24 protein-coding genes are annotated in these 20971 nt (G+C 43.4%); 8 read left to right on the top strand and 16 right to left on the bottom strand.

Going from position 1 to position 20971, the window contains the following annotated elements; genetic code table 11:
* Positions 1 to 11: 11 nt before the first annotated feature.
* The 5 genes from D0C36_RS14365 to D0C36_RS14345 form a co-directional block, all read right to left on the bottom strand.
* Entirely contained in the window at positions 12 to 650 is a 639-nt protein-coding gene (locus D0C36_RS14365; RefSeq protein WP_117392307.1) for a response regulator transcription factor, read from the bottom strand.
* Positions 634 to 1440, bottom strand: a complete 807-nt coding sequence (locus D0C36_RS14360; protein ID WP_117392306.1) for a sensor histidine kinase — start codon at positions 1438 to 1440, stop codon at positions 634 to 636. The genes D0C36_RS14365 and D0C36_RS14360 overlap by 17 nt, the downstream gene beginning before the upstream one ends.
* Positions 1419 to 2060, bottom strand: coding sequence for a hypothetical protein (locus tag D0C36_RS14355; protein WP_117392305.1), 642 nt, complete (start codon positions 2058 to 2060; stop codon positions 1419 to 1421). Before D0C36_RS14355 ends, D0C36_RS14360 begins: the two co-directional genes overlap by 22 nt.
* A gap of 12 nt (positions 2061 to 2072) precedes the next feature.
* Complete coding sequence (locus tag D0C36_RS14350) at positions 2073 to 2525, bottom strand: hypothetical protein (protein ID WP_117392304.1); 453 nt, start codon at positions 2523 to 2525, stop codon at positions 2073 to 2075.
* Positions 2526 to 2675: 150 nt separating this feature from the next.
* Positions 2676 to 3089, bottom strand: a complete 414-nt coding sequence (locus D0C36_RS14345; protein WP_117392303.1) for a lipocalin family protein — start codon at positions 3087 to 3089, stop codon at positions 2676 to 2678.
* A gap of 223 nt (positions 3090 to 3312) precedes the next feature.
* Here D0C36_RS14345 and D0C36_RS14340 point away from each other — a divergent pair, with 223 nt between their 5' ends.
* Both D0C36_RS14340 and D0C36_RS14335 read left to right on the top strand, forming a co-directional pair.
* Complete coding sequence (locus tag D0C36_RS14340; RefSeq protein ID WP_117392302.1) at positions 3313 to 4029, top strand: outer membrane beta-barrel protein; 717 nt, start codon at positions 3313 to 3315, stop codon at positions 4027 to 4029.
* Positions 4030 to 4058: 29 nt separating this feature from the next.
* Positions 4059 to 4535, top strand: coding sequence for a hypothetical protein (locus D0C36_RS14335; protein ID WP_117392301.1), 477 nt, complete (start codon positions 4059 to 4061; stop codon positions 4533 to 4535).
* Between the two features lie 76 nt (positions 4536 to 4611).
* On the opposite strand, the gene D0C36_RS14330 is transcribed toward D0C36_RS14335, so the two are convergent.
* From D0C36_RS14330 to rsfS, 3 genes are read right to left on the bottom strand one after another with little or no spacing between them, the layout of a single operon-like run.
* Positions 4612 to 5250, bottom strand: coding sequence for a LutC/YkgG family protein (locus D0C36_RS14330; protein ID WP_117392300.1), 639 nt, complete (start codon positions 5248 to 5250; stop codon positions 4612 to 4614).
* A gap of 57 nt (positions 5251 to 5307) precedes the next feature.
* Positions 5308 to 7401, bottom strand: coding sequence for an ATP-dependent zinc metalloprotease FtsH (ftsH, locus tag D0C36_RS14325; RefSeq protein WP_117392299.1), 2094 nt, complete (start codon positions 7399 to 7401; stop codon positions 5308 to 5310).
* Positions 7402 to 7452: 51 nt separating this feature from the next.
* Positions 7453 to 7827 (bottom strand): ribosome silencing factor, encoded by a 375-nt coding sequence (gene rsfS, locus D0C36_RS14320; RefSeq protein ID WP_117392298.1) that lies wholly within the window; start codon positions 7825 to 7827, stop codon positions 7453 to 7455.
* Positions 7828 to 7874: 47 nt separating this feature from the next.
* Between rsfS and D0C36_RS14315 the strand changes: the two genes are divergently transcribed.
* The 4 genes from D0C36_RS14315 (at position 7875) to pfkA (ending at position 11933) form a co-directional block, all read left to right on the top strand.
* Positions 7875 to 8645, top strand: a complete 771-nt coding sequence (locus D0C36_RS14315) for a biotin--[acetyl-CoA-carboxylase] ligase (RefSeq protein WP_117392297.1) — start codon at positions 7875 to 7877, stop codon at positions 8643 to 8645.
* A 1-nt stretch (position 8646) separates the two neighbouring features.
* Positions 8647 to 9096 (top strand): protein-disulfide reductase DsbD N-terminal domain-containing protein, encoded by a 450-nt coding sequence (locus D0C36_RS14310; protein WP_117392296.1) that lies wholly within the window; start codon positions 8647 to 8649, stop codon positions 9094 to 9096.
* A gap of 20 nt (positions 9097 to 9116) precedes the next feature.
* Positions 9117 to 10838, top strand: coding sequence for a protein-disulfide reductase DsbD family protein (locus D0C36_RS14305; RefSeq protein ID WP_233524488.1), 1722 nt, complete (start codon positions 9117 to 9119; stop codon positions 10836 to 10838).
* Between the two features lie 117 nt (positions 10839 to 10955).
* Positions 10956 to 11933 carry a 6-phosphofructokinase gene (pfkA, locus tag D0C36_RS14300; RefSeq protein WP_117392295.1) on the top strand — a complete coding sequence of 326 codons (978 nt, stop codon included), beginning with the start codon at positions 10956 to 10958 and terminating at the stop codon, positions 11931 to 11933.
* A gap of 223 nt (positions 11934 to 12156) precedes the next feature.
* Here the strand turns inward: pfkA and D0C36_RS24795 are convergent, their stop codons facing one another.
* Complete coding sequence (locus D0C36_RS24795; RefSeq protein WP_117392763.1) at positions 12157 to 12342, bottom strand: GIY-YIG nuclease family protein; 186 nt, start codon at positions 12340 to 12342, stop codon at positions 12157 to 12159.
* A 111-nt stretch (positions 12343 to 12453) separates the two neighbouring features.
* Positions 12454 to 12684 (bottom strand): hypothetical protein, encoded by a 231-nt coding sequence (locus D0C36_RS14290; protein ID WP_117392294.1) that lies wholly within the window; start codon positions 12682 to 12684, stop codon positions 12454 to 12456.
* Positions 12685 to 12796: 112 nt separating this feature from the next.
* On the opposite strand from D0C36_RS14290, the gene D0C36_RS14285 reads away from it, so the two are divergent.
* The gene (locus D0C36_RS14285; protein WP_147321995.1) at positions 12797 to 13438 is read left to right on the top strand and encodes a hypothetical protein; all 642 of its coding nucleotides are present in this window, start codon (positions 12797 to 12799) and stop codon (positions 13436 to 13438) included.
* Between the two features lie 35 nt (positions 13439 to 13473).
* On the opposite strand, the gene D0C36_RS14280 is transcribed toward D0C36_RS14285, so the two are convergent.
* From D0C36_RS14280 to D0C36_RS14255, 6 genes are all read right to left on the bottom strand, one after another.
* Positions 13474 to 14220 (bottom strand): zinc ribbon domain-containing protein, encoded by a 747-nt coding sequence (locus tag D0C36_RS14280; protein WP_117392292.1) that lies wholly within the window; start codon positions 14218 to 14220, stop codon positions 13474 to 13476.
* A complete protein-coding gene (locus D0C36_RS14275; protein WP_117392291.1) occupies positions 14220 to 15317 on the bottom strand; it encodes a Nif3-like dinuclear metal center hexameric protein in 1098 nt (365 codons plus the stop codon). Before D0C36_RS14275 ends, D0C36_RS14280 begins: the two co-directional genes overlap by 1 nt.
* Positions 15318 to 15660: 343 nt before the next feature.
* Complete coding sequence (locus D0C36_RS14270; protein WP_117392290.1) at positions 15661 to 16020, bottom strand: TM2 domain-containing protein; 360 nt, start codon at positions 16018 to 16020, stop codon at positions 15661 to 15663.
* Between the two features lie 188 nt (positions 16021 to 16208).
* On the bottom strand, positions 16209 to 16574 hold the full coding sequence (locus tag D0C36_RS14265; protein ID WP_117392289.1) for a TM2 domain-containing protein: 366 nt from the start codon (positions 16572 to 16574) through the stop codon (positions 16209 to 16211).
* 145 nt (positions 16575 to 16719) lie between these two features.
* Positions 16720 to 17010, bottom strand: a complete 291-nt coding sequence (locus D0C36_RS14260) for a DUF2752 domain-containing protein (protein ID WP_233524487.1) — start codon at positions 17008 to 17010, stop codon at positions 16720 to 16722.
* On the bottom strand, positions 17003 to 17419 hold the full coding sequence (locus tag D0C36_RS14255; RefSeq protein WP_158557116.1) for a DUF4199 domain-containing protein: 417 nt from the start codon (positions 17417 to 17419) through the stop codon (positions 17003 to 17005). The genes D0C36_RS14260 and D0C36_RS14255 overlap by 8 nt, the downstream gene beginning before the upstream one ends.
* 138 nt (positions 17420 to 17557) lie before the next feature.
* On the opposite strand from D0C36_RS14255, the gene mfd reads away from it, so the two are divergent.
* Positions 17558 to 20908 carry a transcription-repair coupling factor gene (gene mfd / locus D0C36_RS14250; protein WP_117392287.1) on the top strand — a complete coding sequence of 1117 codons (3351 nt, stop codon included), beginning with the start codon at positions 17558 to 17560 and terminating at the stop codon, positions 20906 to 20908.
* Positions 20909 to 20971 lie beyond the last annotated feature (63 nt).

Genomic DNA, 20971 nt, shown 5'->3' with positions numbered 1-20971 from the left:
AAATTAGCAAATTACAATTGTATCAGATTGTTTTTTATGGCATAAAGCACCAGGCCCACACGGCTTTTTATCTGCAGTTTTTCAAAAAGCTGGTCGCGGTAACCGTCTACTGTGCGTGCGCTTATGCACATCTGGTCGGCAATTTCTTTGTAGGTAAGTTCCGTACCGGCCAGTTTTAAAAATTCCAGCTCGCGGCTGTTGAGTTTTACCTGTTCGGCATTTTTATTAAAACTATGCACCAGGTGGCGGGTAACAAAGTCGGGGTAATAGAGTTCGCCTTCGGCAACGCGTTTCAGGGCTTGTTCAAACTCATCGGGTTCGGCATCCTTAAGCAGATAGCCCTTTACTCCCGTGCGCACCATCGTAAGCACCTTCTCGGCATCCTCAAACATAGAAAGTACAATAACGCGGATATCGGGATAGTTCTTTTGCAGCCACTGCGCGGTGTTTATACCATCCATAACGGGCATGTTTATATCCAGCAGGATAATATCCGGCTTAAATTTGGGAGAGAGCTTGCGCGAAAGTTCTTCGCCATCGCCGGCTTCAAACAAGATCTGGTAACCGGTAAAACTGTTGATGAGCGATACAATACCGCTTCTGAAAAGGCGGTGATCATCAACCAGGGCAATTTTAATTTCCGTCGGCATTCGGCTGCTTTGTAAGCGGGTCAATAGTTATTTTTATCGTACAACCCCTGTTTGGCGCGCTGTCAATTACGGCATCGGCACCTATCAGGGCAGCCCTGTTCACGATATTTCTTAGGCCCGAACCGCTATTAGGTAGCGTGCCGGCAGAAAAACCCACCCCGTTGTCTTGGATGGTTAAATTAAATAAATGCTCAAAATAATCCAAACGGATCTTTAACTGCGTAGCCTGCGCATGTTTAAGCGCATTGTTTAATGTTTCCTGGAAAATGCGGAACAATACCAGTTCACGCTGTTCGCCCAGGCTATGGGCATCGCCACCAATTGAAAGGTCTATTTCTATTATCTCGCTGCGATTCAATCGCTCCGCTTCAAGTTCTATGGTTTTAACAAGACCTATCTGCTTAATATGTTCAAAGCTGAGGCTTTTTGAAAGATCGCGCAGATCGTTGATCACCTGGGCAACCAGCGTGCGGCTCTCGTTTATCTTTTCACGTGCTTCCGGGCTGCTGTTTTTTGACGAAGCAGCAAGGTTAAGCTTCACAAAAGAGAGTACCTGCGTAATGTTATCATGTATCTCGCTGCTAATATGCGAGAGGGTTTGTTCCTGTATCTCGTTTTGGGCTTTAAGTAGTTCCTGTTCAAATGTGGCCTGCAGTTGCTCCTTGTCTTTGGTGTTTTGGTTATGCCGCTTTTGATAAAAAAACAAAAAGCTGATGATGAAGATCCCCAGCAAAAGCAGCATTATAGTGCCCGCAACTATAAGTACAATTAGTTCTTCGTCTTTACGCATAAAAACGAAATGGTTAAAAAGCTGTAAAGGATGGCGTTAAAAATATTGGCCAATACAGAGTGCAGGAAATAGTACTTGTAATTATTACTGTAAGCCATGTATGCAAATAACGAGAAAAATAAGAACTGCCCTAAGCAAAAGAAAAGCAAGCCAGTGTTTAACCAAAAGCCCGGCACCTTTAATAGTTTAAGTTCTTTGTTTGATGAATGCATAAGCTCATAAAAATAAAGGCAGGATGTGGCTATTAAAAGGGCAAACTCAATAAGGATGGTTATGGTATCTAATGCCCAGAAACCCTGGCCCCAAAGCATGTTTACTGCCGAAGAAAGGACGGATAAAATGATGCTCCACTTTATCCATCCTTTAAATTTTATTGTTTTTACCAGCCCATAGTTAAACAAGCTGTAAAACAGGAAAAAGATCATTAGCGTGATATTTGATATCCACAGGTTGGTATGGTTTATTATAAACCAGTTCTCTATCGATCCGTATTCATAAACGAGGATAAATAGCAGATAGGGAATAAAATATACGTAACGCGTATGTTTAAGCGCATTGTATTTTGCTACTGATGTAACAAAGGCTAAAAGCTCGAAAAATAAATACGCCGAAGTAAGCATCTAAACGTTTAGTTAGCATTTAGGATCTGGTGGGCAAAGCCTGCCATTATCAATACCGCCGTTTTTATCGCCAACGCCGGCTATAGTTACAACATCACCTTTTTCTAATTTTTCAATGATCTTTGTGGCAAGCACCACCATCACCTTTCCTTCGTATTCTGCCGGCCTTTGGCCCGGATAAATTTTTGCATCGTGTATGCCAAGGTGGATCACCAGTTCTGTTGATCCAGGGTTTGCTTTAAAAAGCTCTTCGATACGGGTTTGGCTGAAAGTAATAGTACGCGTATCATTTTTTCCAATATCGCTCCATCGGCCGCTGCTGTTCTGTTGCCTCAGTATAGCCTCTTCTTTTATCCAGGCTTTATCAAAGTAGTTTTTAGATAAGCCAATAAGCTGTGGAACGGTTACTTCATCTCCGGTTGTTTGTTTGTCGTCAGAAATTTGATCTGCAATTTTGGTAAGCATAGTGTTATAAGATTAGAGGGTTAATTAAGTGTAGTTCTTTATTTAAGGATGAGTGTATCCTTGCAAGCGGGAGTGGGTTTTCAATTGTTTTAAGATTAACGGTTCCCTAAAATACACTCTGTTAGTTAATTATATGTAAAGCGGCAAAAATTATCTTCTAAAAGTTACTGTCGACTCGTATTCTGCGCCGTTGTAGTATAATATTAGCTGGCTGCTGGTAAGTTTTTTTACTTCCGCAACATTGGTTTGCCCACTGCCGCTAAGTGTAATTTTATTGCCTGATATGCTGTAGGTGCCGGTTTCATTATCGTCACTGTCGAAGAGAGTACCATCTGAATTGAACATTACATATTCGCCGTTTGTCCAGGTATCGGTATCAACAGATCCGTCTTCTTTGTCTTTCTCCACAGTGGTTACATAGTACCATTTGCCTACTATTTTAGCTTTATCCACACTTGAAGGCGAATCTCCGTCTGTTTTCTTTTTGCTGCAGCCTGCAAAAGCAAGCACACTTAGTAATAATACGATGTACGTTTTTAACGATAGTTTGTAAAATGTTGTCATGACAATAATGTTTGGTTGTGTTTGATGCAGCTAAGGTAGAATGCCCTTCTACTGTAATACACCGTGATTTAACGGTATTTGCTGCGCTTAAACACAGTGCAACTTGGGTGTAATGCGCGTTGACCGGCGCGCGCCATCAACCGACTTTTGGCTTATGCTATCGGGGTGATGGCATCCGGGAAAGCCGAAAACGGAAAAGAGTAGGCGCAACACTAAACAAATCATGATACATTTCAACTTATCCAAAAAACTGTTATTTATCCCCCTGCTTTGTGCGGCTATCACCGCATCGGCACAAACCAATTCGCTTACAGGCGAACAAAGCCCTGCGCTGCAGCCATCGGTACAATTGCCGGTTGCAGCACAACTTAAAATGAAAACCGCAGATGAATCTGCAAGCAATTACCAGGCAGCCCCGGCTACCCGCAACGTATTTAAACAGGCTGAAGATTCAGGTAAACTGTTAACCTTCGGTATTGAGCCTGAGGCGATCTTACCAATGGGTAGCTTTGGCGATCTGGCTTCTGCTGGTGTGGGTATAAACGTAAAAGCATTTTATTCTTTAGGCGATATCGGCGTTTTAACCGGCTCTGTTGGTTACCACTATTTTCTGGCTAAAGAAAACGACTTTTCTGATTTCGACTACAAATACTCTGGTATCCCTATCAGGTTCGGTTTCCAGTACACCCTGGCAGAGAAGTTTTTTGTAGAGCCACAACTGGGCTTTTATAATTTCCGCACATCTATCAGTTCAGAGGATGCCGAAGACGAAGAGTTTCCGGGTGCATCAGGTTCCGGCTCAAGCACTAACTTCTTCTTTGCATTGCGTGCAGGTTACCGCACAGGCGAGCGCTCAAACCTTAGTTTAGGCTACAACAACATCTCGGCATCGGGTGGTTCAACCTCATTTTTGGGCCTTAGCTATTGCTTCACCTTCTAATTAATCTAAAATAATAAACTATTACTCTTATGAAAATTTTAAAAAGAAACCTGTTCATTAAAAGCTTTGTGCTGATGCTTGCCGTGTTAGCTTTGGGCAGCTGCAAAAAAAGCAGTGATGATGGCAGCGACAGCGTTGGTGCCGGCAAAGGTACTTTTAAAATAAACGGACAAACGTATAGCGGTATATGTGCTTCTTCGCCGGCAATAAGCGGTGTTGCCGGTAACATAGATGTGGTTATAGCGGTAGAAAGCGGCGCATCATTCACCATTTACAATATGCCTACCGGCAGTGGTGGCAGCAGCAATGTTGTTAACTTTAATGATACCGACGTGGCTTACTCGCCGCAACTATATGCCATCAGCATATTAGGGCAGGCAACGTTGTATCATTCGGTATCGGGCACGGTAACTAAAACCGGCTCAAACGCTTATAAGTTTGATATCAGCATGCTTGATGTGATGAACAACACCAGCGTATCAGCAACAGGGTCTGGCAAGTACTAATCCTTATTACATAATAAAAAAGGCGCATGTAAAGTAACATGCGCCTTTTTTATATTCCGTAAAGGAGATATGGATATTATCCATCCAGTAAAAACACAAAAAGCTCTTTAGGCCCGTGTGCACCAAGCACCAGCATTTTTTCAATATCAGCAGTACGGCTTGGCCCGGTAACATGAGTGATCATGGAAGGGATACGTGTACCGTATTTTTCTTTGATAATCTTTAAGCCATCTTTAAGATCCAACACCATTTGCGAAGTGTAGGCCAGCACAATATGTACCGGCGGATAAATGCTTAACCTTCGGCCTGCCGCATTAGCGTTTGAAATCAATATAGTACCGCTGCGGGCTATCAAAGCTTCGCAGAGGGTAAAGCCAACTTCGGCCTGGTCAAAATCTTTATCGGTCTCGTAAAAGGGATATTCATATTGGGTTAGCAGATCCTGAAGTGGTTGCTCCCAGCAATAGATCTTGTGCCATTTACGCTCTTCAGCCAGCTCAAGCAGGTTCTCGATAAACTGCACCTCATCCTCACAAAAAATAAACTGACCATTTACATTGCCAAAGTTTTCGGCAAAAAGCACTTCTAACATCTCCCCGTTCTCGTGGTACATGGGCTGTTCCTCAAGATTAGGATATGGGTTATCGCGCTTTTCTAAAAGCGCCTTACGCACTTTCTTCAGCAGTTTTTCTTTTGATGTGGTGATGTCTCTCATAAGTAAAAAATAAAGCCACAGCATCGCCGTGGCTTTTATTCAGATCGTTATGACTTATTAGTTATCTCCCTTTTCTATGTTAGATACTTCGGGGTTAATCAGGTTATCAGGGATAGCATTGTTATCGGGCGTTAATGTGATATCGCCGTTCACAAATTTATCATAAGCAGTACGGTGCTCAAATGGGCGTTTACCCAAAAGCTCTTCCAGGTCTGACTGGAACAATACTTCTTTCTCTAACAACTTCATGGCAACTGCTTCTAAACCTTCGCGGTGCTTTATCAGCAACTCTTTGGTACGGGCATAAACCTGCTCAATCAAATTGCGCACTTCGGCATCTATCAGCTCGGCTGTGGCATCAGAGTATGGTTTAACAAACTGGCTATCGCCTTGCGGATCGTAGAACGACAGGTTACCTACCTTATCATTCATACCGTAAATTTTCACCATGCCGTAAGCAAGGCGGGTAATACGCTCCAGGTCGCTCAGCGCACCGGTGGTTATTTTACCAAATACAATATCTTCTGCAACACGGCCACCCATTGAGAGGGTCATGTCGTCCATTAATTCTTCTTTAGCTACCAGGAAACGCTCGTTTGGCAGGTACTGGGCATAACCCAAAGCTGCTACACCGCGCGGAACGATAGATACTTTCACCAGTGGATCGGTATGTTCAAGGAACCAACCTGCAATAGCGTGGCCGGCTTCGTGGTAAGCTACTACACGTTTTTCCTCGGGTGATATCAGGGTGTTTTTCTTTTCCAGGCCACCAATAACGCGGTCAATTGCATCCTGGAAATCTTTCATATCAACAGCCTCTTTGTTTTGGCGCGCAGCTATCAGAGCGGCCTCGTTACAAACGTTGGCTATTTCGGCACCCGCAAAACCAGGGGTTTGGGCAGATAGCTTCTTAGGATCTACACCCTCAGCCAGTTTCAATGGCTTTAAGTGTACTTTAAAGATCTGCTCGCGACCATTCAAATCCGGTTTATCAATAGATACCTGTCTGTCGAAACGTCCCGGGCGCATCAACGCGCTGTCCAGTACGTCGGGACGGTTGGTAGCAGCAAGGATGATGATACCTGAATCGGTACCGAAACCATCCATCTCAACCAGTAACTGGTTAAGCGTATTCTCACGCTCATCGTTACCGCCTATCATATTGTTTTTACCACGGGCGCGGCCAATAGCATCAATCTCATCAATAAAGATGATACATGGTGCTTTGTCTTTAGCCTGGCGGAACAAATCGCGCACACGTGATGCACCCACCCCCACAAACATCTCCACAAAATCAGAACCCGATAGAGAGAAGAAAGGCACTTGTGCTTCGCCGGCAACCGCTTTTGCAAGCAGGGTTTTACCGGTACCCGGCGAGCCTACAAGCAGCGCGCCTTTAGGTATTTTACCGCCCAGGTTGGTATATTTCTTTGGATTTCTGAGGAAATCCACAATTTCCATTACCTCTTGCTTGGCTTCTTCAAGGCCGGCAACATCGTTAAAGGTTACCGTTACCTGCGATTCTTTATCAAACAAAGTAGCTTTTGATTTGCCGATGTTGAAGATCTGGCCACCCGGGCCGCCGCCCGTGCCGCCGCTCATGCGGCGCATAATAAACAGCCAAACACCAACCAGTAACACTGCCATAATAACGCATTGTACTAACCAGTTGCTAAGCAGGTTTTCTTTGCCTTGCTCGTATTTAACAGGGGTTTTCTGCGCATCCGGCAGGTCTTTTTCAGCAGCAGTTAATGATTGCTTTAAACTTTCATAGCTGGCATCGGTAAAATAATACTGAGGGCCTTCGTTGTTGCTTAGTGCAATGCCGCGCTGCGGTTTGTTTACATCAGCATATCTCGGTTTGCTAAGGCTATCTTTTTTGATATAAACCTCGGCCATTATCAGGTCGCCGCTTTTGTAGGCCACAATGTGGTCAACATCATGGGTTTTTAGCATGTTGTTGCTAAAAGTTTGGAAGTCTATTTGTTTGCCGGTATTACCACCCCACAAAGATGGCACCACTAACAACCCAATGATCAATATGGCGTACAGCCACATTAAATTAAACTTAGGCGGCTTCGGAGCAATTTTTTTATTCGGAACCTTACGCAAAGGTTTCTGATTATCAGAATTTTTATCTTTAATTTCCATGTTTACAAGCTCAATTGGCTATTGGTAAATAATAAATACTATGGTTGAGCTTTACGCACTTTTATAGCTTTGTATCTCAGCATCTCCCCACAAATCTTCAACGCCATAAAATTCGCGTTTGTCTGTACGGAACACGTGTATCACAACATCTACATAATCAAGCAAGATCCATTCGCCATACTCAAGGCCCTCTTTTCTCCAGGGCTCTATTTGTAAAGCTTTGTAGATCTCATCTTCAACGCTGTTGGCTATTGCTTTAACTTGTGTGGCTGAATCGGCGTGGCAAACTACAAAATAATCCGCAACCGAACTGTTTATATTTCTAAGATCGAGCCTTACCAGGTCATTCCCCTTTTTTTCCTGCATGCCGTGTATGGCCAGTTCAGAAAGGTAAGTCGACTCATTTATCACTTTACTTTTTACCATCAAAAAGATTTAGTTTTGAACGATTTTGGTTTTTTAATTATTGTACGTTGCAAAATAACATATTTTCAGGATTATTTGTTGGACAAAATTTGGTAGAGCTTAAACAAGTTGACTCAACAAATACATTCCTCAAAAATCTATTGTCAAATTCCACGCCAGTACCCGAAGGAACGGTCATTATGGCAGAAGACCAGTTTGCCGGCCGTGGCCAGCGCGATAATACCTGGCATGCCCAGCCCGGTAAAAATTTAACCTTCAGCATATTATTAAATCCTCGTTTTTTAAGCGCACAACAGCAATTTGACCTTACCCGCGCCATTAGCCTGGGTGTATATGACGCTTTATACCCCCTATTGCGTGACAGCCTAAAGATAAAATGGCCCAATGATATTTATTCTGAGGGCAATAAGTTTGGCGGCATGCTGATAGAGAACGTATTACAGGGCAGCCAGATAAAGCATTCTATAATTGGTATCGGTATCAATGTAAACCAGGAAGATTTTCACCCCTCGGCAATAAATGCTACTTCTATAAAGAAGATATTACAGAGGGATTATGAATTAAAAATTATTTTAGCTGACATTTGCAAGCATATTGAAGCATACTATCTGCAATTGAAGGCAGGTAAGTTTCAGGAAATACGAGAGTTGTACTTAAACCGTTTATACAGGTTAAACCGGGATTGCTGGTATAAGTCTAACGGTGACGAGTTTAAAGGCGTTATAAAAAACGTTACAAACGAAGGCCTGCTGGTGGTTGAACAAAGCACCGGCGAGCAACACTACAACTTAAAGGAAATAGAATTTTTAAAAGATTAACATGAAGAAATTACTTTTAGCGGTTGCCGCACTATTTGTATTCTCTGTAGGTGCAAAAGCACAAATAGAAACACCTGTTACCTGGGCATTTGCCGCAAAAAGAACCAGCCCAACCGAGGCCACTTTATTAATTAAAGCTACTATTGACAAAGGCTGGCACGTATACTCACAAACCGTTAAAGAAGGTGGCCCTGTTAAAACCGCTTTCACTTATACGCCATCAAAAGATTTTGCTTTGGTTGGTAAAACCATCGAGCCAAAACCAATAAGCCGCTACGAGAAAGTGTTTGGCATGAATGTGGGTTTCTTTGAGGATGCAGTGATATTTCAGCAAAAAATAAAACTGAAAGCCAAAGCCACTACCGTTACAGGTAAGGTTGAGTTTATGGTTTGTAACGATGTTAAATGCCTTCCGCCAGACGAGGTTAAGTTCAGCATTCCGGTTAAATAAATATTTAGATCTGCTTTAGGATGACATCAGCTATAGGCCCAGGCCTTTTTCGCCATACCGTTTTAGTAATAGCCGTATTTTTTGTTACCGCTTTTGGGCACGTAATGGCTGCGCAAACTGCTGCCGATACTGTATCTACCGGTGATGTGCAGTTTACCGAAGCGCCTTCGGCAAGCCAGCAACTGGTGGAGAACAAGAAAAAGGCCGACTCGGTTGCTAAAGCAAAGGCAGACTCTGCAAAAGCAACAGTAGCCGCGGCCACAACACCTGCCGATGGTACCGATTCGCCAAAGAGCCTTTGGCAATTATTTATTATTGGTTTTGTAGGTGGCTTTGCAGCATTCCTGCTGCCATGTGTTTACCCAATGCTGCCATTAACCGTAAGCTTTTTCACTAAACGTGGCGGAACAAGGGCTAACGCTATTTGGCAGTCATGTCTGTACGGATTCTCTATCATATTTATATATGTGGTTTTTGGCTTGCTGATCACCATCATATTTGGCCCGGCAGCACTTAATGGCCTGGCTACAAACGGCATCTTCAACTTCTTTTTCTTTTTGATGCTGGTGGTGTTTGGTGCATCATTCCTGGGTGCGTTTGAAATAACGCTACCAAGTTCATTGGCAAATAAGCTGGATGAAAATTCAGATAAAAGGGGTTTTGCCGGCATCTTCTTTATGGCTGCCACGTTGGTAGTGGTATCATTCTCATGCACAGGTCCCGCCATTGGTGGTGTATTGTCAAGCGCCTTTACTAAAGGCGACAGGCTGGCACCGGCTGTAGTAATGTTTGGTTTCTCACTGGCTATTGCGTTGCCATTCACTATTTTTGCTACTTTCCCATCGGCACTTAAAAGCCTGCCAAAATCTGGCGGCTGGTTAAATAGCGTAAAAGTGATCTTAGGTTTTATCGAGATCGCATTCGCCCTCAAGTTCTTATCAAACGTTGATCTTGCGTACCATTGGAACCTCATAGACCGAGAGGTGGTATTATCTATCTGGATTGCTATTGGTATTTTGATGAGCTTATACCTGATAGGTAAAATCAAATTTTCACATGACAGTGATGTGCAGCATCTTACGGTAACCCGCACTTTCTTTGCAATGGCTGCTTTTGCATTTACGGTTTATATGATCCCAGGCTTATGGGGCGCTCCGCTAAAAGCAATCAGCGCATTGTTGCCACCATTAAGCACACAGGATTTTGATATCTCGGCAGGCAGTGGTTCTGCAGTACCTCTATCTTCAACCAACGTAACAACTATCAAAGAGAAAAAATACGAAGACGTATTTAAACGCCTGCCAAAAGTTAAAGGCATTGATGATTGGTATGATTACGACCAGGCGATAGAAGTTTCAAAGCAATTGAAGAAACCCATCCTGATAGATTTTACAGGGTGGAACTGCGTAAACTGCCGTTTAATGGAACAAAATGTTTTCCCTGACCCGGAAGTATTTAAACGCCTGCAAAATGACTTTGTAATGCTACAGCTGGTGATAGATGATAAAACCGAATTACCGGCAAATGAACAGTTTACCTCTGCTGTATCGGGCAAAAAAATAACTACACTTGGTGGTAAATGGATAGATCTGGAGATTGGAAAATACAATTCTAATGCACAGCCGTACTACGTAATTATAAACGAAAAAGGAGAAACACTTGTGCCGCCGCAAGGAGCCAACCAAAACATCCCGGAGTTTATTAAATACCTTGATAGCGGAATTGCGGCTTACAAAAAGTAAGGTCAAAGTAAAAAAATAGTGTAACTTCGCGCTGGCTTTACCAAAAACACCTTATCACATGTGTTTAGTAGAGTATCATCTTTTTTTGCTTACGATTATAAAGCGCCTTCTTACAAAATGACGCAAATAAAAAATATAGGACTTTTTACATCCGGCGGTGATGCGCCGGGTATGAACGCTGCCATCCGTGCAGTTGTTCGTTCAGCTTATTATTACGGTATAGAGGTTACAGGTATCCGCCGCGGATACGAGGGTATGATCAACGGAGAGTTATTCTCTATGGATCGTAAATCTGTAGCCAACATTATTCAGCGTGGTGGTACTATTTTGAAAACCGCCCGCAGCGAGCAATTCAGAACGCCTGAAGGCCGTAAACTGGCCTATGATCAGCTAAAACGCCATGGTATTGATGCCCTGGTTGCCATTGGCGGCGACGGTACTTTTACCGGTGCCCGCATTTTTGGTAACGAATTTGACATCCCCGTAATTGGTTTGCCGGGTACTATTGATAACGATTTGGCCGGTACCGATTTTACCATTGGTTACGATACTGCTATTAATACTGTTATTGATGCGGTTGACAAGATCCGCGATACGGCAGAATCTCACGACCGTGTGTTCATTATCGAGGTAATGGGCCGCGACTCGGGTTTAATTGCTCTGCGCACCGGTATTGCATCTGGCGCCGAGGCTATTGTTATCCCGGAGACGGAAACCAACATAGGCGCACTTTGTGAGCGATTGGAAAAAGGCCGCAAGGATAAACTATCAAAAATTGTGATGGTTGCCGAAGGTGATGATGCCGGTGGTGCTTTTGAAATTGGCCGCCAGGTTAAAGAACGTTTCCCTCATTATGATACCCGCGTATCAATCCTTGGTCACATACAACGTGGCGGTCGCCCTTCATGTATGGATAGGGTGCTGGCAAGCCGTATGGGCGTAGCTGCAGTTGAAGCCCTACGCGATGGCCATCGCAATGAGATGATCGGTATCATCCATAACGAGATCACCTACACACCGTTTGAGCATGCCTGCAAACATGTAGAAGAAATAAACCCTAATCTACTGAAGATAGTAGAGATACTTTCAATATAATAAAAGAAGAAGGCCGCTCAAATGAGTGGCCTTCTTCTTTTGTCATTCTTGGGTGATACTCCACGTCATTGCGAGCGACAGCGTGGCAATCCCCGATGCACAGGGCGAACTATTCATTTAACAGCACATTGTACAAATCAATCCACTCGGGGTTCAGTGAGTTGATCAAATCAATCTTAGCCTGTCTGCTTCTGTCTTTAATTCGCTTTTCTTCTGCTATCGCCTATTCTATATGAGAATAAAAGAAATAGTAAACGAGTTTGTCGCAATTGTATTTACTCGTAAAACTATTGGGGTAGATTTTATTCTTATGCTGATAAATGCGCCCGATAATATCAGACGTAACGCCAGTATAGAGCACTGAGTGTTGTTTGTTTGTGATGATATAAACACAACCGCCTCTTTGCATTACCATAAATGCAAGTTAAAAAAATGCGTGGATTTGCAAATCGAGGATTACCACGTCGCTGTCGCTCCTCGTAATGACGGGTTAGGTACAGCACATTGATTGAATCTCGCCTTACATCCTCATCCTTAACGATACCGACCTGCCCAGCGCCTGCACAAACTCAGGATCTAAAACAGGCTCAGCTTCGCGGAGGCGCCAAACGGTGTTCTCTTTTATAAGATGCAATTTATCACCATTGAGCATCAGCTCCAGCTCGGTGGTATGCTTGTTAATTAAATTGCTGTTGATGATCTGATAGACGTAGTCCTGATCATTAAATGTTATTCGTAGCGGTAATCCCATACACAATTCTTCTCTGTTGTAAAGTTAAATTTTATAACGAACCGAGAAAGTTTATTTGAAATTTAAATACCTGAAACCCAACAGCGATAAACTATTATTATCTTAGAGTATCATGAAACACCTCTTCCTTATCCTATCAGGCTGCTTTGTTTTTTCAGTTTGTAGTGCCCAAACTGTGCGAAACCCCGTACCTAAAATGATAGATAAGCGCGCAAGGGAGCTCAAAAAAAATGGCGTAACTATACAGGTACAGTATTATGTTGATTGCGTAGGTTACTTTCAAACATTTAAACCAGGTTCATGCAATATTTTTGATATCAGGTATTTATTTTGGAAAAGCAAAGGGATCAATTTCGCACAACGATTTGATAACTGCCATACCTATAAGCCTGTTGAGATAAAAGAGAATTTGATAGATAAGATAGCCGATAACCTTAGTGAGATAAAAAAAGCAGAAATAAAATATCCGCAATATGTTATTGTTGGGGAGCGGAAAAATGATACCATAAGTTTGATGGTAGATCATAGTTGCCATTACATTTTTAACATCTTTACCGGCAATGAAAAAATTGATAAAGATATTGATGATTATGCTTTAGAAACAAAGGAATTGAACGACTACTCCGGCAATGCAAAAAATGAACCTCAAAAACGCCATAACGATAATTACGAAATAAATCAGCGCTCTATCCTTGTTGAATTAAAAAATATGGCCGAGAAGATCACCGATCGTATAAACAAAAAAGCCCCCTAATAAGGAGGCTTTCACTAAGCTTTTCAGCGTATAAATTAGTTTGCTTGTTCTTCTTCCAAAGCCATCACTTCGTCAACCAGGATACGGCCACAATGCTCGCATACGATGATCTTTTTGCGCTGGCGGATATCAGACTGGCGCTGAGGCGGGATCTGGTTGAAACAACCAGAGCAAGAATCGCGCTGAATAGTAACTACTGCCAAACCGTTTTTAGCGTTTTTACGCAGGCGGCTGTAAGCAATTAACAAACGCTCTTCAATGTTTTCCTGTGCTTTATCTGCAGCTGCAGTAAGTTCAGTTTCTTCTTTTTCAGTTTCGGCAGTAATGGTACCTAACTCTTCTTTTTTAGCATCAAGATCGGCACGGCGTGCGTCAAGATCTGCTTGTGCTTTTTCAAAAATGGTGGTTTTTGAAGTGATCTCGTAACCAAACTCACGAATTTTCTTTTCGCTTACCTGGATATCAAGGCCTTGGATCTCAACTTCTTTTGAGATAGCATCATACTCACGGTTATTTTTAACCTCGTTAAGCTGTGCTTCGTATTTTTTTATGTTTGCCTGCGAATCTTTGATCAGATTTTTGCGGGTTACAATTTCGTCCTCAAGATCGTCAAGTTCGTTTTTTATTTTCTGAATGCGGGTCTCCAAACCGGCCACGTCATCCTCAAGATCAGCAACTTCCATTGGCAGTTCACCTCTTACCTGGCGAATCCTGTCAATTTTAGTGTGGATGGTTTGCAGTTCGTATAAAGCTTTAAGCTTTTGTTCTATGGTTTGTTCCATTAAATAAAATATTTGACGGGGTTTGTATTCACTTTTGTTAAACGGATGGCAAAGTTACTAAATTTTTTCTGAATAATTTCGCACAATAATTGCTGTGTAAATTGCTCACTTTCAAAATGTCCGATGTCTGCAATTACTATTTTTCCTTCGGCATCAAAAAACTCGTGGTATTTGTAATCTGCTGTAATAAAAACGTCGGCCCCGGCAGATATTGCGTGCTTCAGTAAAAATCCACCCGAGCCGCCGCAAACCGCCACTTTTTTTACATGGCGGTTACGCAAGGCTGTGTGTTTTATCACTTTGCAATCCATGACGGCTTTTATCTCGGCCAAAAACTCCAGCTCATCAACTGGCATTTCCAACTCGCCAATCATGCCGCTGCCAATTTCCTGGTGCTGGTTGGTCAAATTATACAAGTCATAAGCTACTTCCTCATAAGGGTGGGCTAATACCAGCGCCATGATGATCTTGCTCTCCAGGTTGGCGGGGTAAATGGTCTCTATGCGTGTTTCATCTTCGTGATGGCGGGTACCCACCTCGCCTACATACGGCTCGCTACCCTCTCCGGCTTTAAAAGTGCCCGTGCCTTCGGCATTAAAACTGCATTCGCTGTAATTACCCACTTGTCCTGCCCCTGCATGGAACAGCGCCTTCCTTACCTGCTCAGCCTGTGCCGATGGTACGTAGGTAACCAATTTCTTTAACAAATTATGTTTGGGTGCAAGAATGCGGGTATTGGTTAAGCCCAGTATGTCGCAGATCTTAGCATTGACTCCGGTCATGATGTTATCCAGGTTGGTATGGATGGCGTACAGTGCTATGTTATTACGGATGGCTTTTTCTACCACACGCTCTACATAGGTTCTACCGTTAAATTTCTTTAGCCCTTTAAAAACGATGGGGTGATGCGATATGATCACCTGGCAGCCGGTTGCTATGGCCTCGTCAACAACAGCTTCGGTACAATCAAGTGAGATGAGCGCCTGGTTTACTTCCTGATCGGGATAGCCAACAATAAGGCCGCTGTTATCGTAATCTTCCTGGTAAGCTAAAGGCGCAAGCGTTTCGAGATAGGCAGTAAGCTGTGAAAGTTTCATAGTTTACTAAGGTAGTAAATTGTAGGAACCCGAATTTTAGGAATTGGAAGAATTTACTGAATGAAGCAAGGATCATGCAAACACGCTGTCATTCTGAGCGAAAGCGAAAAGAGGCCCTCTCTAAATCTCCCCCGAAAGGGGAGACTTTCAAAAAAGTAACTTAAGCTCCTCTCCCTTGGAGAGGGGTTTGGGAAGAGGCCACAAAAAAGACCAATACAGTAGCAATATTTTCTTTGGATATCCCCGGTATTTTGACGTCGATGATCACCGGGTTTCCAATTCTTGCAGCTGTATTGGCCTTCTTAAAAGGATATGGTTAAGGTAGGTATAGGGTCAGCGAATCTTAGATCACTGTTTTAGTTATGGTAAGGCTATCAAAGGCCATTTTCTGGTTATACTGGTTGGTAATATCCTGATGGTTTATCAGGTCCATCACCGTACCCACAAAGAACAAACCTGCGGTAAAAAGATAAACTACGCCCAAGGTGGTTTGGCCCGTTAAAAACTTGTGCAGGCCGGCCACTCCTAAAAAACCGAACAGAATAAATAACATGATCTCCTGCGGGTTTTTCCTTTTACCCACATATATCTGGTAAAAGCTTTGCTTTTGCGCATCGCTAAGCCCGGCGGTGGTTTGGCTTAGCATGGCTATCTCTTCCGGCGATATGCCGGGCAGTGATATATATGGATTGTACGTGTTCATCTTTTTATATTTTACAAGTATCTGTATGATAGCTTCCGCTTATTTGCGGGCATTTTTTGCTTTAAGGTCGCTTCTCAGGATTGACATTAATTCTTTATCAAAACGGGTCATTAATTTATTGGCGGTGGTTGCTTTTTTAGTACGTTTCATGGTGATATAGTTTTTGATTATTATTAAAGTTTGATTGATTAATAGCCTACGCCCATTTTTACCATTTGGTAGCTTTCATAAGCCATTTTCTGGTTGTACTCGTTAGCTAATGATTGATGGTTAATAAGGTCAACAATGGTACCTATCAAACAAAAGCCACCGGTAAACAGGTACAGCAGGCCCATTACCGTTTGGCCCAACATAAAGCGTTGTACGCCTGCCACAAGTACAAAACCTATCAAGGTGTAGATAAGTACATCTTGCGGACTTTTGCGCCTGCTTGAGTAAACCATGTAAAAGCTTTGTTTTTGCTGGTCGTTTAACTCATTGGTTGCCTGTTGCAAAAACGCCATCTCTTCTGTTGTTATGCCCGGCAATGACATGTATGGATTGTAAGTGTTCATGACTTTTAAGTTTTTTGTTTGTGATTGATGATGTAAAGGTAATATCGTGCTAAAAATCAGCATATACAAAATAGGCGGCGGTGTATAAACCCTCGGTAAGTGCGGCAAAATGCTCGGCGAAAATGGCAGGAATTTTTTACCGACGTTAGTTAAACCGGTAAGGGCGGGCAATTATTAATACGTAAATGCGGTAAAGCAAAGCAAAAAGCACCGGTATACCCAGCCAGTGTGCATGAAAGGAGTTTTTGATATCGCCACGGAAGAGATATGATATGGCATGGCCAAGGCCGCAGCCCGGGCACCAGGTAAAGCCAAGGGCTTTTAATGGGCACAAACTAAAGTGGCTTTGGCCGGCCGGGTTAGTAAACGCCAGGCAAACCAAAGCCACAATCCAGATAATCAGTTCTGCGTATCTGTTAAATAGTTTTTTAATCAACCTTATTTGACTTTGTTGTAAGTAATAAAGATACTGCAAAAGCCTCTATTACCCCAACAAGCAATGCACCAAAAATACGACCGCTAAAACTTTGGAAGGTTGTATCAGACCCGTTAGAGTTGATCCAGTTAATAAATATAATACCACCGAACACGGCGAGCGCTCCTCCAACTAATAAGATCTTAAAGCTCTGGATAAGCGCTTCTAAAAAGCCCATTTTTCCTTTAAGCTCGCCATCTCTAAAGTTTTTAACGCCAAAAAATAGGCCTATTAATGGGATAAGTATCGATACATATTCTATTGGCGATGCCTTACTATCTGCAAGGTTATAACCCGACGCCCTCATGATAAAGAGCCAGGCTATACTTAAAACGCCTATAACTAATCCAAATATTACTGAGTTCTTCATTTGTATATGGTTTGGTAAATGGTTGTTGTGTGTATTTATCATTAAAAAGTAAACATAAGCGCAAATTGTTTGCTATATTTTTGTGATAGTTGGCTTTACGCACCCATTGAGGGCGCAATTAATTATATTTGCACCGTTTTGAACATCCGCGATATTTTAGAGCGATATAAGGCTGACGAACGGATAACCGGTTTGGCGAAAGCATTAAATACCGGCAAGAGTCCAAGAGTACAGCTGCGAGGTTTAGTCGGATCAGGAGATGCGGCCATGGCCACTGCATTATATTTTTTGCAGCACAAGCACATGGTTTTTGTACTGCCCGAGCGCGAAGAGGCCGCCTACTTCATGTCTGACCTGGAGAACCTTACCGGCAAGGACATCCTTTTCTTCCCATCATCATACCGCAAACCATTTGAATTTACCCAACCGGATAGTTCCAATGTGTTAGCTCGTGCCGAGGTGTTGAACGAGCTTAACCACTCTACCGAGTACGGCCAGCTCATAGTAACCTACCCCGAGGCTTTGGCCGAAAAGGTGATAGACCGTTCGTCTCTGGAAAAAAACACGCTGGAGATAGGCGTAAACCATAAGCTCAGTATTGATTTCATTAACGAGTTTTTGGTGGAGTACGATTTTGACCGTGTTGATTTTGTGTATGAGCCGGGCCAGTTCTCTATCCGTGGCGGTATTGTAGATATCTTCTCGTTCTCTCATGATCTGCCCTACCGTGTGGAGTTCTTCGGCGACCTGATAGAATCTATCCGAACCTTCGAGATAGAAAGCCAGCTTTCTGTTGAGCAGGTAAAGCAGATCACGATTGTGCCAAACGTGCAGTCGAAGTTTTTAACAGAGAACAATATCTCCCTGTTAGAATATGTAGAGGCCGGTTCGCAGGTGTGGATAAAGGATGTACAATTCACTTTAGATATCATCCAGAGCGGTCATAAAAAAGCAACTGCTTTGTGGAAAGCTTTATCTGCCGAAGAGAAAAATCAAAATCCCGATTGGATAGACCCTAAATTTGCCTTTACGGACGAGAAGCTAATAGCAGATCAACTGCATGATTTCCCCTTGGTTGAGTTTGGCAAGCAGTTCTTTTATAACGATGCGCAGGTGATCAATTTTGATATGCGCCCGCAGCCATCGTTCAATAAAGATTTTACGCTGCTTATACACAATTTTAAAAACAATGAGGCTGAAAAGATAGAGAACTATATCCTTACCGATTCGGCAAAACAGGTGGAGCGCTTATACGCCATACTGGATGACCTGGACAAGACGGTTAAATTCACCCCGGTAAACACATCCATCCGCGAAGGCTTTATCGACAGGGAGCAGAAACTGGCCTGTTACACCGATCACCAGATATTTGATCGCTACTATAAATACAAGCTCAAGAAAGGCTACCAGCGTTCGCAGGCTATTACGCTAAAAGAGCTACGCGACCTAAAGCCCGGCGATTTTATCACCCACATTGACCACGGTATTGGCAAGTATGCCGGCCTCGAAAAAGTAGAAGTGAACGGCAAAACCCAGGAGATGATCCGTTTGGTATATGCAGATAACGACCTGCTTTATGTGAACATCAACTCGCTTAACCGCATTAGTAAATATAGCGGCAAAGAGGGTACTGAGCCCCGCATGAACAAACTGGGTACTGATACCTGGGAGCGCCTCAAGAAAACCACAAAAAAAAAAGTTAAGGACATCGCCCGCGACCTTATAAAGCTTTACGCTGTTCGTAAGGCCCAAAGCGGTAATGCTTTCTCTCCTGATAGTTATTTACAAACCGAACTGGAGGCCAACTTCCTTTACGAGGACACTCCCGACCAGGAAAAGGCCACTGCCGATTTCAAAAAAGACATGGAATCGCCGCACCCAATGGACCGCCTGATTTGCGGCGACGTTGGTTTCGGTAAAACAGAGGTAGCCGTGCGTGCTGCCTTTAAAGCTGTTGCCGATAGTAAGCAGGTAGCCATATTAGTGCCTACCACTATCCTGGCAGCACAGCATTACAAAACCTTCAGCGATAGGTTGAAAGGCTTTCCTGCAAACATAGATTACATTAACCGCTTTAAGACCACCAAGCAGATCAAAGAAACGCTTGAGAAGCTTAAAGAGGGCAAAGTAGATATCATTATCGGCACACATCGCCTGGTAAGCAAGGATGTGAAGTTTAAAGACCTCGGCCTGATGATCATTGATGAGGAGCAGAAATTTGGCGTAACCGTAAAGGAAAAGCTGAAACACATGCGCGCCAATGTGGATACGCTAACCTTGACTGCAACGCCTATCCCGCGTACGCTGCACTTTTCGCTGATGGGCGCCCGGGATCTTTCCATTATATCAACACCGCCACCAAACCGCCAGCCGGTAGTTACCGAGCTGCATGTATTTAATGATACGCTGATCAAAGAGGCTGTTCAGTTTGAGATTGAGCGCGATGGCCAGGTGTTCTTTATCCATAACCGAGTAGCCGATCTGCCCCAGTTAGGTGCACTCATCCATAAATTGGTGCCTAAAGCCCGTATAGGTATTGCCCACGGCCAGTTAGATGGCGATGCGCTGGAAGATGTGATGCTGAAATTTGTGAACCACGAGTACGATGTACTGGTGGCAACCACCATCATCGAGGCCGGTTTGGATATCCCTAACGCCAATACCATCATCATTAACCACGCCCACATGTTTGGCCTGAGCGATCTTCACCAGATGCGTGGCCGTGTGGGTCGGAGCAATAAAAAGGCCTTTTGTTACTTGCTTAGTCCGCCGCTAAGTACGCTGACCAACGAGGCGCGTAAGCGCCTGAGCGCTATTGAAGAGTTCAGCGACCTGGGCAGTGGCTTTAACGTAGCTATGCGCGATTTAGACATCCGCGGTAGCGGGAACCTGCTGGGTGCCGAGCAAAGTGGCTTTATTGCCGAGATCGGTTTTGAGATGTACCATAAGATACTGGACGAGGCCATTCACGAACTGAAAGATGAAGAGTTTAAAGGCGTATTCCCTGAGGAAAAACCGAGGCCATACATCAGCTTTACCCAAATAGACACGGACCAGGAGATCCTGATCCCTGATGAGTACGTAACCAATATCGGTGAACGCTATAACCTGTACACCGAGCTAAGCAAATTGGAAAACGAAACCGAACTACAGGCCTTTCAACAACAAATGCAGGACAGGTTTGGCCCAATCCCTCACCAGGTGAACGAGCTGTTCAACTCCATCCGTCTGCAATGGCAGGGCAAAGCCATCGGCTTTGAGAAACTATCTCTCAAAAACAATGTACTGCGCGGTTATTTTGTAAGCAACCAGCAGTCGCCATATTTTGAAACGGATGAGTTCCGCGAGGTACTCAACTTTGTACAGCGTAACCCAAGGCGCACTAACCTTAAAGAAGTTAAAAACACCCTGCGCTTAAGCGTAGACAGGGTAAGTACCATTGAGGAAGCGCTGGAATTATTGAGTGAGATGAGGGTGATTTGGGCGTAACTCCCCTGCCATTTTGATCTACACTATTAATCAAAAATTAAAAAATCAAAATAAATTTCTTTA

The organism is Mucilaginibacter conchicola (assembly GCF_003432115.1).
GTDB classification, from domain to species: domain Bacteria; phylum Bacteroidota; class Bacteroidia; order Sphingobacteriales; family Sphingobacteriaceae; genus Mucilaginibacter; species Mucilaginibacter conchicola.
This window is presented reverse-complemented; position numbering and strand designations above follow the sequence as displayed.